This is a genomic window from Flavicella sp., assembly GCF_029238425.1.
Taxonomy (GTDB): Bacteria; Bacteroidota; Bacteroidia; order Flavobacteriales; family Flavobacteriaceae; genus Flavicella.
On the sequence record NZ_JAQWGB010000004.1, the window covers coordinates 1 to 14,199 of the forward strand.

At 35.1% G+C, this 14,199-nt stretch carries 10 protein-coding genes; 2 read left to right on the forward strand and 8 right to left on the reverse strand.

Going from position 1 to position 14,199, the window contains the following annotated elements; translation table 11 throughout:
• Positions 1–822 (forward strand): T9SS type A sorting domain-containing protein (locus tag P8H68_RS00265; RefSeq protein WP_300320077.1); only part of this gene is annotated, 822 nt, incomplete at its 5' end.
• Positions 823–1,011: 189 nt separating this feature from the next.
• Positions 1,012–1,896 carry a glycosyl hydrolase family 17 protein gene (locus P8H68_RS00270; RefSeq protein ID WP_300320080.1) on the forward strand — a complete coding sequence of 295 codons (885 nt, stop codon included), beginning with the start codon at positions 1,012–1,014 and terminating at the stop codon, positions 1,894–1,896.
• Positions 1,897–1,955: 59 nt separating this feature from the next.
• Here P8H68_RS00270 and P8H68_RS00275 read toward each other — a convergent pair whose 3' ends face one another.
• The 8 genes from P8H68_RS00275 to P8H68_RS00310 all read right to left on the reverse strand — a co-directional run.
• Positions 1,956–3,386: an MFS transporter gene (locus P8H68_RS00275; RefSeq protein ID WP_300320082.1), complete on the reverse strand. Its 1,431-nt coding sequence runs from the start codon at positions 3,384–3,386 to the stop codon at positions 1,956–1,958.
• A gap of 32 nt (positions 3,387–3,418) precedes the next feature.
• The gene (locus P8H68_RS00280; RefSeq protein WP_300320085.1) at positions 3,419–4,312 is read right to left on the reverse strand and encodes a glycoside hydrolase family 2 TIM barrel-domain containing protein; all 894 of its coding nucleotides are present in this window, start codon (positions 4,310–4,312) and stop codon (positions 3,419–3,421) included.
• 129 nt (positions 4,313–4,441) lie between these two features.
• Complete coding sequence (locus P8H68_RS00285; RefSeq protein ID WP_300320088.1) at positions 4,442–5,626, reverse strand: glycosyl hydrolase family 17; 1,185 nt, start codon at positions 5,624–5,626, stop codon at positions 4,442–4,444.
• Between the two features lie 89 nt (positions 5,627–5,715).
• Positions 5,716–9,171, reverse strand: coding sequence for a hypothetical protein (locus P8H68_RS00290; protein ID WP_300320091.1), 3,456 nt, complete (start codon positions 9,169–9,171; stop codon positions 5,716–5,718).
• A gap of 42 nt (positions 9,172–9,213) precedes the next feature.
• Positions 9,214–10,509, reverse strand: coding sequence for a glycoside hydrolase family 2 TIM barrel-domain containing protein (locus tag P8H68_RS00295; protein WP_300320093.1), 1,296 nt, complete (start codon positions 10,507–10,509; stop codon positions 9,214–9,216).
• Entirely contained in the window at positions 10,510–12,024 is a 1,515-nt protein-coding gene (locus tag P8H68_RS00300; protein ID WP_300320095.1) for a sugar porter family MFS transporter, read from the reverse strand. It abuts the gene before it with no gap.
• A 24-nt stretch (positions 12,025–12,048) separates the two neighbouring features.
• Complete coding sequence (locus P8H68_RS00305; RefSeq protein WP_300320097.1) at positions 12,049–13,527, reverse strand: glycoside hydrolase family 30 protein; 1,479 nt, start codon at positions 13,525–13,527, stop codon at positions 12,049–12,051.
• A gap of 111 nt (positions 13,528–13,638) precedes the next feature.
• Positions 13,639–14,199 (reverse strand): glycoside hydrolase family 16 protein (locus P8H68_RS00310; protein ID WP_300320100.1); only part of this gene is annotated, 561 nt, incomplete at its 5' end.

Below are 14,199 nucleotides of genomic sequence, written 5' to 3' on the forward strand. Positions count from 1 at the left end.
CTTGTTGTAGAGTTTTGGGATTCTGGTTGGCTTGGTCAAGCAACAGCAACAGTTCCAGCTGGTAGTGGAACAACAAATATTACGCTTCAATTAACGGCAGCACCAGCAGTTGGGACTGGTTATAGATGGAAATCAAGTATCCGACCTGTTGGAGGTGATTGGACAACTACTTTAGCTTCTGATAATAGTATCACTAATGTTTCAGTGATTCAAGGTAATGCGGATGCTATTTTATGTGGTAGTATGCCTAGTGTCATAGGTTCTGGTAATTCTTATACTGTAGATCTTCCTTATTCTGCAACACAGAATAGAGACGTAGTTGTAGAACTTTGGAATTCAGGTTGGTTAGGGTATGGAGTTACAACTGTCAATGCTGGAACGGGAGTTGCAGCCATAAATGTATCTGTGAACAGTGCTCCAGTAGTTGCAAACAATTATCTATGGAAAGCAAGTATAAGACCGGTTGGAACGAATTGGACATCAAATATTGATGCATGTACACAAAACGGTGTTTCAGTTAGTTCTTCGGCTAAGGGTATTGGCAAAGAAATTGTTTCAAATTCTGAAGTTGCAGTTGTTTCTGAAACCAAGGTATATCCAAATCCTTTTACTGATGTTTTACATATTTCATTAGAGGAGGGACATTTATTTAAAAAGGTTGCCCTAATTGATATTCATGGTAGATTAATATTAGTGAAGACAATTGAAGGGGAAAACACTTTGGAAGTAAATACACAACAATTGAATTTGGTGTCTGGCATGTATTATGTAAAACTAACAGGTAGCAAGAATCAAAAAATTATAAAGGTTACAAGTAAATAATTAGGGGGTTGATTTTTAAAGGGTCAGTGAGAAATCACTGACCCTTTTTTTGTATAGTTTTTTGTACAATGATGTTAAGGAGTTGTAGAGTTGATGTTTGGCTGATAGAGTTGATACTGTAGTAACTTGCAAACCTAACATTTTGTTGATAAATCAACGAATCTTACTAATTAAACCAAAAATAAAATTATGTCAGTTAGGTATGAAAAAATGATGTCTTTGACCGGGGTAGAGACCTCAAACAAATCAAAGGAAGAATTAGAATTGTTATTTAAAAAAGTGTTGTATAAAGGGATGCATGGATTGTGTTTTAGTCCCTATGAAGAAGGTCAACAGCCTGGAGATATTCTAACGGAGACCCAAATAAGAAGAAGGTTAGAGATTATCAAGCCCTATACTAAATGGATTAGATCATTTTCTTGTACTGATGGAAACGAAATGATTCCAAGAATTGCTCATGAATTAGGAATGAAAACCATGGTGGGTGCTTGGCTTGGGGATGATGAAGAAATAAACAAAAAAGAAATAGAGAATCTTATCAAAGTCGCGAAAGATGGATATGTAGATTTAGCTGCAGTTGGGAATGAGGTATTGTATAGAGGAGATCTTGAGGAGGATGAATTGCTTTCATTTATTCATCAAGTGAAAAATGCGATTCCAGAGGTTCCCGTGGGCTATGTAGATGCGTATTATGAGTTTGAGCAGAAACCAAGGGTAACAGAAGCTTGTGATGTTATTTTTGCAAATTGTTATCCGTATTGGGAAGGGTGTAGTATGGAATATTCCTTGATATATATGAAAGAAATGTATGCAAGGGCTGTAAAAGCTGCAAATGGAAAAAAAGTAATTGTATCTGAAACGGGTTGGACGAATAAAGGACAAATCTTTCATGGGGCGGTGCCTTCTTATGAGAATGCTATGAAGTACTTTATCAATGCTCAAAAATGGTCAGCAGAAGAGGATATAGATTTGTTTTATTTCTCTTCTTTTGATGAATCCTGGAAAACAGGAGCTGAAGGTGATGTTGGAGCTTTCTGGGGGCTTTGGGATAAAGACGAAAAACTTAAATTTTAGAATATAAAAAAACACCCCATCATACATATGGGGTGTTTTTTATCTTGTTATTTGATTTTTTATAACTTACCTCTTCGTTTTACTAAGACGTCTTTGATTTCTCTGGCTCTTTTTTCATCCAAACTATAGTTCCACATCACCCATACAGCGAGTCCTGCCGTAATCGCTGGAATGATAATATCAGCAAGTCTTAATTTGGTCAATGTCTCTGCAGATTGCATGGCGGCATTTTGATCAAAACCTACAATTTTTAAAACCAATCCACCTAATACCAAGGCCAAAGCTTGTCCTAGTTTTACCATCCACCAATAAATAGCACCAAAAGTCCCTTCTTTTCTAGGCATTCCATTTTCTAATTCGTCGAGGTCACAGACATCTGCAGTCATGCTCATCATCAGAGTAAATAATCCTCCAATTCCAAAGGAAATAAAAGGAATTGGCATAAATAACAACCAAGGCATATCAGGGTCAAATCCCCACCATTTCAACACATAGCCTACTATAGAAATCAGAGTTGAATATATAAAGGCTTTCCGTTTTCCATATTTATTTGCCATCCAAGAAACAACTGGAATTACCAGAAATGCCGTTACAAAGGCCATAACAGTTGAAAACCAAGCCGGCCATGTACCAGCCAAACCATAATCTCCGTTAAACATAAAAAATACGATTATGAAAAAACTAAAGGAGGCAACTAATTGAAACCCGTTAAAAACCAAAAATGTAGCTCCACAAAGTTTCATAAAGGGTTTGTTTTTGGATACTTGAATAATCCCTTGAAACAAATCTTTGACATTGGAAAACATAGTTTTAAATGTGATTTCTTTTCTGTTGTCCATATTAGCAGAGTCGATTCCTTTGCAGAACAATGCTGGTAATAAACCAAGAACGATGCAAATAGACCCCACGATAACAGACAGTTTCTGTACCCCAATAGCTTGTGTTTCAAAGACATTTGGATTGGCAATTAATACCCAAAACCAAGGCACAATCATCCAGGCAATTTGACCAATGATTTGAGAAAAAGCCATCAATCGAGTTCTTTCATTGTAATCTGAAGTCATCTCATAACCAAGCCCAATTAAGGGTGTTGCAAACATGGTATTCCCAATTAAAAACACCATCGATAAGATTAAGAAATACCAAAAATTGAACATCTGTGAGTTTTCAGGATCTAGTTGCCACAAAACGGCAAAAAGGATTCCACTAGCAATCGCTCCAACAAAAATATAAGGTCTTCTTCGCCCCCATTTTGATTTAGTATTGTCAGATATAAATCCCATGATCGGATCTGTAATGGCATCAAATATTCTAGGGAGCCCTCCTAAAAGTCCAGCTAAAAATGGATCCATACCAAAGGCAGTTAAAAGAAAGAACATAAAAATTGCGAGCGATCCAGGGAGTAAATTCAATACTAAGTGACCTGCTCCAAAGGCTACTTTTTGGCCAATAGGTACGATATCTTCCGGTGCTGTAGTTGGGTATTTCATAAGTTTAGTTTTGGTTGTTTAAAAAATCGTGGTTAGTGATTTTTAGAAACGGAATGGTATTTGTTTTTTAATATGTAATATGCTTTTTTAGGAGTTCTATGGATAGTTAGAATCCCCCAATATTCTTCATTTGGAGTCCCGTCATATGGAACGCCACTGCTATTGGGTGCCCATCCTCCTGGATCTAATTGATCGTTGTTACCTGCTTTCCATAATTCGTCTACAAAAGCAAAAAGTGTGACTCCAGAACAAATATTTTGATTGTTGAAAATACTGTTTAAAATATTTTTAGTGGCATCAGCCTGTGCCTTTTCATTTACTCCTTTTGGATAGTTTGGTTTGTCCATGGTCATATAGCTATCCGCACCAGCTTCTGAGAGATACATGGGTTTATCTGAGATGGTTTCCCATTCAGAGAATATTTTTTCTGGATTGTCCCAGCGGTATACGTTCATACCCCAAACATCAATATTGGGTGATAATTCGAGTGCCATAGCGTCTGGTAATTCACCATGCGCAGTGGTTGTTGGGTGGCTGTTATCCATTTTTTTTATTTCGCTGGCAGCAGTATTCATCGTTTTGTACCAGTTTTTTAGATCTCCATCAAACCACTCCGGATGATAATTGTATTCATTACCAAGTTCCCACATCAAGATGGCGGGGTGATTCTTGAATTTTTTAATGTATTCTAAATAACTACCAGAAAGTATATCATAATGACCATTTTGGTTGTACCCAAAGCCGATTATGATTTTCATATTTGCGTTAGAGATCCTGTCCAAAACAGATGTATCATCTATAGGTTGATACACACGTATGGTATTGATATGTGCTTCTTTCATCAGTTTTAAATCTTGGCCTAAGTGAGAAAAACTTCTTGAACTTTCGCCTTTAGAAACAGGATGATAACAAATACCTTTAATCATAAAAGGTTGTTTGTTTACTAGAATAGACCTCCCTTCGATTGAAATAGTATCAATGACTTTGTCTTTAGTACAACTAAAAAAGCTGAAGCAAATTAATAGATAAATAATTAGGTAGTTTTTTCGCATGATTTAATAGTGTAACTGTTCAGAATAATTCTCAGGCAATTGAACTTGATTTAAGAGTTCTTCTAGGTTTCCATCAAATGTTTTTTTAATTGCATGCCCGTTTCTTGATAGTCCTTTAAAATTACCTTTATCTACAAGATTCCATAAAGCATATTTTGCTTCACCGTTTAGCGTAAATAACCCAAAATAATTTTCTGAACCTCCTGGGTTATTTGCATCTTTCCAGGGCTCATCAAAGGCTTCAAAATAAAAACAAGACATGTTGTTTGAGTTTGTCCATTCTCTCATTAATTTATAGAACAAGGCTTCCTTATATTCATCTGTAGCTTTTGAACCTTCATTTCCATATAATTCATTGGAGTAGCTGGCCCAGCCTGTTTCACCAATGTGAATAGGTTTCTGCGCACCAATACTTTCCATATATTTTTTTACCCTTTCGTATTGAGAGGTAGCATAATTCTTTGACCTTAACATCAAAGAGTCGATTTTATGAATGGAAGTAAGTTTAGATTCATCATTTTCTAGGCCCCAAAATACTGGGTGGTAATGGGTGTCGTGCATGGGATATGTATGCATAGAAATATAATCAACAGCATGAATCAATTTATTTAAATCTTCTGTGTGGTATTCTCCATCACCTCCACCCCAGGAAGCAAAATTATCAGAGCTGGTAATCCAAACATCAGAAGATAATTCACCTGATTTTTTTAGTTCTTGCAAATGATTTACCCATTTTAAAATAACATCGGGTTGCACATAATAGCTTGTTGCCCATTTTACCATTGCTTCATTTCCAACGGCAATAATTTTTACAATATCGGCATGTTTTTTAGCTAGAGCTACGGCCCTGTTTATTTCGTCTATATTGAATTCACTTTCTTGATTATGATCGACTGGGTGCTCTGTCCAAGCGTTTTTGCAATCTATCCATGCCCCGAGCATTACATACATTTCAAAATTTTCGTTTTCTTTTTTTAATTCTGTGATCGCTTGTAAAACGTTTTTTGCTTGGTCAAGTTGAACATTATAAGTTCTGATAATCTTTACTCCCATAGCAGCAAGAATTTTCATGTCTTCTTTTAGTTCTTCTAGGCTAGGTTGAATGGATCTAGAATTTTGACGGTAACCTCCATAGGACATCGCTAAGTAATTTGGATTGCCTAAGATCTCTGAAGCAGTTTTATTCATAGTTTTATTCTTATTTGAACATCCTAAAAGAGAAAAGCTAATAAGTACTAGAAGCACTGATTTATTAAATTTTCGCATTTGTAAAGAGCTTATTTAGTGATTGATACGACTATTTGTTCAATTTCTCCAGAGCGATTGAAAAGTTTACTACTTAATTCTTGTCCGAGTTCTATATGATCAATTGAAATTTTTTCTTTGTTTGAAAGTGTTATTTCTATGGCGTTTTTGTTGCTTACTTTGTAGATTACTGGAGTCTGACAATAGGTAAAACACAAAGAGTTTTCCTCAATCAGTAATTCTTTATATTCTCCAAGAATATTTTTATAATTGAATTTTTTGGCTTCCTTTAAAAACTCTTCCTTTCGGAGCATAGAAGGGTTAAAACCAATGCTTCCGTTTTGAACATAAACTCCAAGCTCACCGAATCTGCTTAGTAGATCTTCTTTTACTTGTCCAGTCATTCCTGGTTGTTGCGCTCCTTTTCCGCCCGGTGTATGAGAGTAAGCGTCTGTAGGAAAAGCACCATATAGTTCCGGAGATTTATGTACTCCAATTCCTTCATTCGCCTCGTAGTAATGGTCAAATAATCTTCCAATGATTTTTGAATCTTCTTTATTTGCAACAGCTGATAAACAGGTTTCTTGAATGCTTAAAACGAGTTTAGACACCATATGCCAGTATATAGATCCTAAACCTTCATATCCGAAGAAAGTACCTGATCTTCCTGTAAAAGATTTGTGATCAAAAATTTCTTCAAAGGACTGTAACAGATAATCAGTATCTTTTTCTACCAATTCTCCATAGGTATCAGGCAACTGAGTTAAAGCTGCTTTAAGACTGTCAGCATTGTTGAAATTCGCATTGAAATGATAGTTGCCGTTTGCATCTATTTCTATAATTTGTTTGTTGCCATCGTTTAGTAGTTGTGCTAAAAGTTGAGATTTGTCAACCGTACTTTTCTTGATGTTGTTTTTAAGAGAAAATCTTGGAAGCTCTTTGTTTGGATACAAAATGTAGCTGTATTGATCTTCTCTAAATAGTGCACTGTTTTTTAAAGCATCTAATAATTCTAAAGAACTTTTTCCTGAAATGAAACCAGAACTTAAAACGGCAACTTGCCCTTCCAGCATTTCTGGTAAATATGAAATAGAAATCTCATTATCATTTTCAATCGTCATTAGATTATAGGAATGAAAAAGATTGTCTTTTCTTTTGCTGGCAGCGATCGTTTGATCTAAATACTCTTTTGTTAAAGCAAAGAAGTTTAGCAACTCTGATTTGGTAATTGATTTTTTATTACTTGTAAATCCATTTTTATAAATAGAATTTCTATAATCGCTTCCCGCTTTTCCTAATCCATCTAAAACCTTTTTTCTATCAGAATCAGAAATGTTTGAATTTAAAATGGCTTTGTTTTCTGTCAAACTTTTAAAAACTTGATAGAAAAACTGTGCCAATTCTTCTGAAACCCCATTGTCTTCATGGTTGGTTTTTTCAACGACTTCTTCAAAAAAGTTAAGAAATCTTCTCAAGTAATACAAGGTAACCATAGAGACTCCATTACCAACCAAAGCATTGTTGGCATCATTCCATTCAGGTCTTTGTGTATTCATCCAAATTCCTCCTTCAGGAATAAAATTTGAAACTTTTGCCAACACCGTTGCCAATAGTTTTTCAATCATATTGACCTTGTAGACTGAATGGATTTTATCCGTAATCAAAGCTCCGTCAGCACCTAGTTGTTCTCTTTTTTGATGGATTTCGTGGTCTAATTCTTCGTCAAAAACAATGGTGTCCTTAGAGTTTTTAAGGATGTCTTCGTAACTTTTTATTTTATAAGGAACATTTGCATACACAAAAATCTCTTGCTTAAAATAGGTCTCCAATTTATTAGGATAATGGTTTTCAATAAACTCTAAAAATTTTAGAAGATAAATGATCTGATGATCTCCCCAATACCCAATGTATGACCATGGGTCATTTGGCTCAATGGTTTCCCAGTCAAAACCATCTTTGGTAACTCTATAAGGATTGTATCCATCAAAAGTAGTAGCATTCAAAAATTTATGAATCATGCTATCAATAAATTCTGGATAGGAGTGGGCAAGTGCTTCCCAGTTTTGGAAAATATCGCGCCAGTTTCCTTCATAGTCTAAAATTTTAGATCCGTCATCACTTGTGGTATTGATAGAGAATTTGTTCCAAGGTCTACTTGGATCTCCATGTCTTCTACTAAATTTCAAAGGCATATACTCAAAAGCAAGTCTGATAAAATTTTTGTCCCTATCATTTTCTGCAAATTCCTTTAAAAATTTTAGTGTAAAAAGTTCAGGAAGTTCATTGAGAACTTGTTCTCTTTTTTTGAAAACTTTTTTATTTGCTTTAGAGATGTATTGTATAAAATCTTGTTTTTCTATGTTGTAATCATTATCAAAAATTCCACCTCTCATGATGTTAAAAAGTGTATTTGAAAAATGTCTTGTATTTCTCAATTTATCTGCAGACAACTGAAGTCCGTCCGAAGTTGAGGTAAGATCAATTAAATTTTGAGTTCCTAGTTCAATATCACGTTGTAAAACGGCCGACAGGTCTTTATCTGATTTGATCAAATTAGAGATTTCTACGATGTTGACCATGGTTTGGTTTACATTGGCAACGAGCATCCATTCTTTTTGTTCTTGAGGATACAGTTGGATCTCTGTAGCAATAAAATAAGCCCCTTTTTCTGCTTTGACATCTTCTTCTTGATGCAATTCCTTGCCTTTTCTAAAATCATTTAATTGAGTAGAAGAAATCAAATGGGTTGGATTATCTAATCCTGTTGACCAAGCGATGTTTGCTTTTAAGGCTTCACTAGGTTCAGCTTTATCCACAATGATAGCACTCAACGCATAGATCCCCAAACCAACTTCTGATTCCAATTCTCCTTTTTTATATGCATCTACAAGGTTACTTCTGCTATTTTGTAAATCTGTAGTTACTCCAGCTGGAATTATATTCTGAATTCCATCAAGCAGTTTTACCGAAATTGAATCTTCGGAATTGTTGATCAAGGTAGACTTTTTTACAAATCCATATTGATTACTTGAATTCCATTGGTATCTGAATGTAACCCCTAAGTCGATGTTGATCTCTTCAAAAATTACTTTGTTTCCATAGCTGTTTTTGTATAAATTTCGCTGCGTGTTATAAAGTCCTTCTTGACGGATAGAAAAAGGTTCCCAAAGAAAATTAGTTCCATTTTTTTGGACGTGAAATATCGATTTACTTCCCGTGATGTCCGATGATTCAGTGATTTTGTCATCTGTATAATAAGGGAACAAAGAAAATTCTGAATTTTTTCTTCCCGCAGTCAATCCACCATTGCTAGAAATAAACATCCAGTGGTTAGAGTCACTTACGATACTCATAAAAAATGGACGCATTTCATCACTATTAGTGATTTTATAATATTTTTCGTTTTCAAAAGAAATCAATTTACCTTCAATTTTGTTAGATTCTAAAGAAGCTTTTTTCTTTTCTAGGTTGATGTCAGTAGTCTTCATTATATGTGATTAAAAACAGTAATACCGCACTGTTATTATTAGTTATTCAATTAAAAAAGGAATGTTTGTAGTTGCCACATTGTTGTCTTCATCATTTGCATATACAAACAATCTATAGGCACCTTTGTTTGGCGTTTTAAATTCAAATTTTCCTTCCGCTTTTTTCAGTACTTCTACCTCAATTCCAACAGGTTTTTGCTCTAAATCTCCACCATCTTTTAGATCTGTACTTTCTTTGAGTATTTCCCAGGTGTAGGTTATTTTATCATTGTCAGGATCTTCAACAACGATAGAGGCACTTGCTGAGGTATTTGATTTTAATTTGATATTATGGTAAGCTGTTTTTCCATTTAGATGGAAACTTTTCACCTGAGGAGATCTATTTTCTGGCCATTTGTTATTCCAGATATAATGCATAACATCTACAGATTCTGTTTCTTCTCCTTTGGCTGAGAATATTCCATACCATGTGGGTGTTCTCTCTTGTTTTTGCCCCCATAAAAACACATATGAACCCAAACATTGCGTTTTGTCAACGGCAATAGCTTTGTTATATCTATCTAAATATTTGGCTGCTTTGATCGTGCTGTTTTCTTCAATAGGTGCTCCCCATTCAGTAGTTGGAACTTCCCAATGACCAGTTGCTCCCCATTCTGTTACAATATAAGGACCCGTCCACCCAAACTTTTTTATTCTCATAGGTAGTTCTGGTAAATCAGCATACAATTGAATAGATAATACATCTAAATCTCCACATCTGGTTTTTATGAGATCCACTTCGTTTTGTTGTATTCCTGCAAGCGTAGTTGTGGTTAAATGATTTGGGTCTATTTCATGAATCATTTTTGAAATATCATTAACGGCATTCCAAACCTTAGGATTGGTGTGATGCAAATTCAATTCATTTCCAATGGCCCAAATAAGAAGGGCTGGATGATCTTTTAATTCTAATACCTCGGCTTTTACCCGTTCAAACTGCTCTTTCACTGCAATTTCATCATCGTAGTCAAAACCATGTCGTTCTCTGGCTATTTCAATACCCATAGTTACATAGAGACCTTTGCTAAAAGCAGTATCTAAGACTTCTTTTCCGGATTGTTTACCGTTATTCGTTCTCCAGGTTCTAAAGGAGTTTGCATTATGATTTGCCAATGCGTCTATCGCTCCAAACTCTAAACCAGCTCCTTTTATATAGAAAGGCTCATTATTGACCTTTAGTTGAAAGGATCCGTTTAAGTTTTCAATGGTAACTTTTGCAGGTTGCATTTGTTGTGCATTATTAGTTATTCCTATCAATAGGAAAACAGCAACGAATATAATTGTATGGAATGTTTTCATTTAATTTTGTATTAATAGGTTTTCAATTTCTTCTAAACTTTTTCCTTTAGTTTCTATCACATACTTGTATACAAAAATCAAAGAAAGTAGCGCCATGATGGCATAAATGGCGAACGTAACTGTTGGCCCAAGGTTTGTAAGCTCCCAAGGGAAAAATTGCGTTACAGTGTAACTAACAAGGGAGTTGAAAAATCCAACAACTGATATTGCGATACCTTTTATGTTTCCAGGGAAAATTTCCGACAACATAGTCCACATAACAGGTCCTAGAGAAATGGCAAATGCAGCCACATATAACAATATGGCGAGTAAAACTAAAGTTGCATTGATTGTAATCAGATTTTTGATTTCATTTTGTTTGAATTCTTTCAGCTGAGGTATGTTCAACAATGGATCTACAGCTTTAAATAAATCGTTCTGGGTTGCATATTGTGATCCTTCTAAGGACGCAATTGCATTTTGAATTTCTGTATTTTGAATTTTTTGTAAATTATTTTGATTGATGTCATACGTTGCATTATTAAAGGCAATTGTGGCCATGGTAAGTGCAACAGTCATGGTTGCTGTTCCAATAATTAACAAAGGTTTTCTCCCCAAGCGATCAATAAGAACAATTGCTACAAAAGTGAATACCAAATTGATCAAGCCAACAACAATTGCCTGTAAAAAAGAAGCGTCTGAACTACCACCTGCTTGTTCAAAAATTGTAGGGGCGTAATAGAAAATAGCATTGATTCCTGTAATTTGTTGAAAAAAGGCTAGTCCAAAAGCGATCAATAGAATTTTACTAAACTTACTTTTAAATAGTTCTGATAGGGTTCCTGTTTTTGTCTTTTTGTCTTTTCCTTTAATAATTTCTTCAATCGTTTCTATCGCAAAATCTTTTCCCCCAATTTTGATGAGTATAGTCTCCGCATGAGATATTTTATTGAGTTTCTGAATCAGCCATCTTGGACTTTTGGGAACAACAAATAGGGCATTGAAATATATAATTGCTGGAATGGCTTCTACCCCAAGCATCCATCTCCAGCTGTCACCATCGAGATCTTTTAGATAATAATTAGAAAAGTATGCTACAGAGATACCCAGAACTATATTCAGTTGATTTAGAGAAACCAAGCTACCTCTTAGTTTTGGCGGAGCAATTTCAGCAATATAAATCGGTGCGATTAAAATAGCAGCTCCAATTCCAATTCCTCCTATGATTCTAGCGATGATAAAAATATAATATTCGGTCGCCAAGGCCGACCAAATAGCAGAAATTGTAAATAAAATTGCTGTAAAAATTAATATTTTCTTTCTTCCGTATTTGTCACTTAACGGTCCGGCAAAAATATTCCCGATCATTGCACCAAATATGACGCAACCTACGGAAAATCCTAGTTCCCAATCAGACATTTCAAAATAACTTCTTATACCTCCAACAGCTCCAGAAATAACGGCGCTGTCAAATCCTAATAAGAATCCTCCTAAGGCAACTATAAAACTGATGGTAATTGTATAAGATTTTTGCATAGTAGTTGGGTTTAGTAGTTAATCTTAGTTGGTGGGTTTCAAAATTATTGTTTGAATTGAGTGCGCAAGGGCAGATGTGCTTGCCGTTCTTCCTTCTAATTCAATGCTAAAACTTTGATTCGCGTCGCCTTGGTTCATAACAATAATAACAATGCTGTTATCTTTGTTTTTAAAGGCTGTTGATAATATTTGGTTTCCACTAGAGACACTCGAGATTCTTTTGGCTCCAGGTCTAATGAATTTTGAAAAATGACCGATATAAAAGTAAGAATTTGTAAAAGTCAATTCTCCTGAATCTATATTTCCATGTACAGGTGAAAAACATAAATTTCCCACATGGTTTGGCCCTCCGTTTTGATCTAAAAGAATATTCCAGTCGGTCCAACCTACAGTCCCGTTGTTAAAATCGTTGATCATTGATTTTCCGTAACGTTCTGCTAGTTTTGGATCTTCATTTATGATTCTATTGATATCATAACTTTCATTGCAACCTTCTGTGAAAAGTAATTTCTTGTCAGGGTACGCTTCTTGAACATTTTTAACTTGATCAAACATTGGCTTTCCGTCTTTCCAGTCTTCATACCAATGAAATCCTGATCCCCATGCGTACTTTGATGCTTCAGGATCATCAAAAATAGTGTTAGCTCTTTGAAACAATAAATCTCTGTTATGATCCCAAACGACTATTTTTTTATCTCCTAGTCCTTTGTTTTTAAGAGTTGGTCCAAGATTGTTTTTTAAGAAATCTCTTTCTTCTTCAGCAGTATATATACAAGATTCCCATATTTGTTTTGCCATAGGTTCGTTTTGTATGGTCAATCCCCAGATAGGAATTCCTTCCTTTTCATAAGCTTTGATAAACTTGGCATAATAGTTAGCCCAGGGCTGGTAAAATTCTTTTTTTAATTTCCCTCCCTGTAACATATTATTATTCGTTTTCATAAAAGCAGGTGGGCTCCAGGGACTTACGTAAAAAGTAAGTTTGCCTCCAGCTTTTTTTATGGCCTTTTTGATAAAAGGTATTCTAAGTTCTCGATCCTGTTCTATAGAAAATGTTTTAAGCTCTGTATCGCCTTTTTCTATATAAGTAAAACTTTTTGACCCGAAATCGCAACTATGAATAGAGGTTCTCCCAAGACTATATCCTATTCCTTTGTCTTTGTCAAAGTAGCTTTCTAAAACTTTCTCCTGCGCTTTTTTAGGCAGTTTAAAAAAAGTTTCAGCAGACGCATCTGTTAAAGCTCCTCCAATACCAAGCAAGGTTTGAAATTGTCTTTTTGGGTTTACTACAATTACTACATCAGTTTCTGTTGCTTGTTCAAAAGCAGAAAATGAAAATTTATCTGTTTCTGTAAGTTTTAATTCGCTTTTGTGAGCTGTAGTGTATATGTTCGTTTTATATTCGATTGTGGTTTTCTTTGGTTTTGAAAAAAACAGAAACAAAAGTAAAACTGGAGCACAAATCATCAATAGAACGTTTTTTTTATGTAAAAAAAATGCCATAATTGTAAAGTAAAATGTTGTTTAATGTTGATTAAGTAAAAAGTGGGAAACCAAAGATTTCCGCACTTTTTCGCTTAACCAAACTTAATTTTAAGTTTATGTTGTTTTTAGTTATTGATATACTCTTACGTAATCAATTTCCATTGTGCTTTCAGTGAATGAAGAAGGGATGTTACCTCCTAAGTCACCACCCATAGCAATATTTAAGATTAAAAATTGTTTAGCCGTGTAGGGCCAGTTGTTCGTGTTTTTATCCGCAGGGTTGTATGTGAAATGTTCTTCACCGTCCACTGTAAATTCAATTTTGTCTGCAGTCCAAATGATTCCGTAAATATGAAATTCAGAGGTTGCATCTTGAATGTATTGCTCTTCACCGAAATATCCACCCCCATGTCCTGCATTATTGTGAATTGCACTTGAAGTCCATCCTGGTCTGTTACCAACATGTTCCATAATGTCAATTTCTCCACACTCAGGCCAGCCTACAGTTGTAATATTATCGCCGAGCATCCAAATCGCAGGCCATGTTCCACCACCAGAAGGTAGTTTCGCACGCACTTCAACTTTTCCATAAACAAAACTAAATTTGTCCTGCGTAAGCATTCTTGTAGACGTAAATTCGGCACCACGGTAATCTTCTCTTCTTGCAGTGATTTTTAATAATCCGTCTTC

Coding starts and splice junctions, on each gene's coding strand:
- P8H68_RS00270 (WP_300320080.1), top strand. CDS start 1,012: ATGTCAGTTAGGTATGAAAAAATGATGTCTTTGACCGGGGTAGAGACC.
- P8H68_RS00275 (WP_300320082.1), bottom strand. CDS start 3,386: ATGAAATACCCAACTACAGCACCGGAAGATATCGTACCTATTGGCCAA.
- P8H68_RS00280 (WP_300320085.1), bottom strand. CDS start 4,312: ATGATTAAAGGTATTTGTTATCATCCTGTTTCTAAAGGCGAAAGTTCA.
- P8H68_RS00285 (WP_300320088.1), bottom strand. CDS start 5,626: ATGAATAAAACTGCTTCAGAGATCTTAGGCAATCCAAATTACTTAGCG.
- P8H68_RS00290 (WP_300320091.1), bottom strand. CDS start 9,171: ATGAAGACTACTGACATCAACCTAGAAAAGAAAAAAGCTTCTTTAGAA.
- P8H68_RS00295 (WP_300320093.1), bottom strand. CDS start 10,509: ATGAAAACATTCCATACAATTATATTCGTTGCTGTTTTCCTATTGATA.
- P8H68_RS00300 (WP_300320095.1), bottom strand. CDS start 12,024: ATGCAAAAATCTTATACAATTACCATCAGTTTTATAGTTGCCTTAGGA.
- P8H68_RS00305 (WP_300320097.1), bottom strand. CDS start 13,527: ATGGCATTTTTTTTACATAAAAAAAACGTTCTATTGATGATTTGTGCT.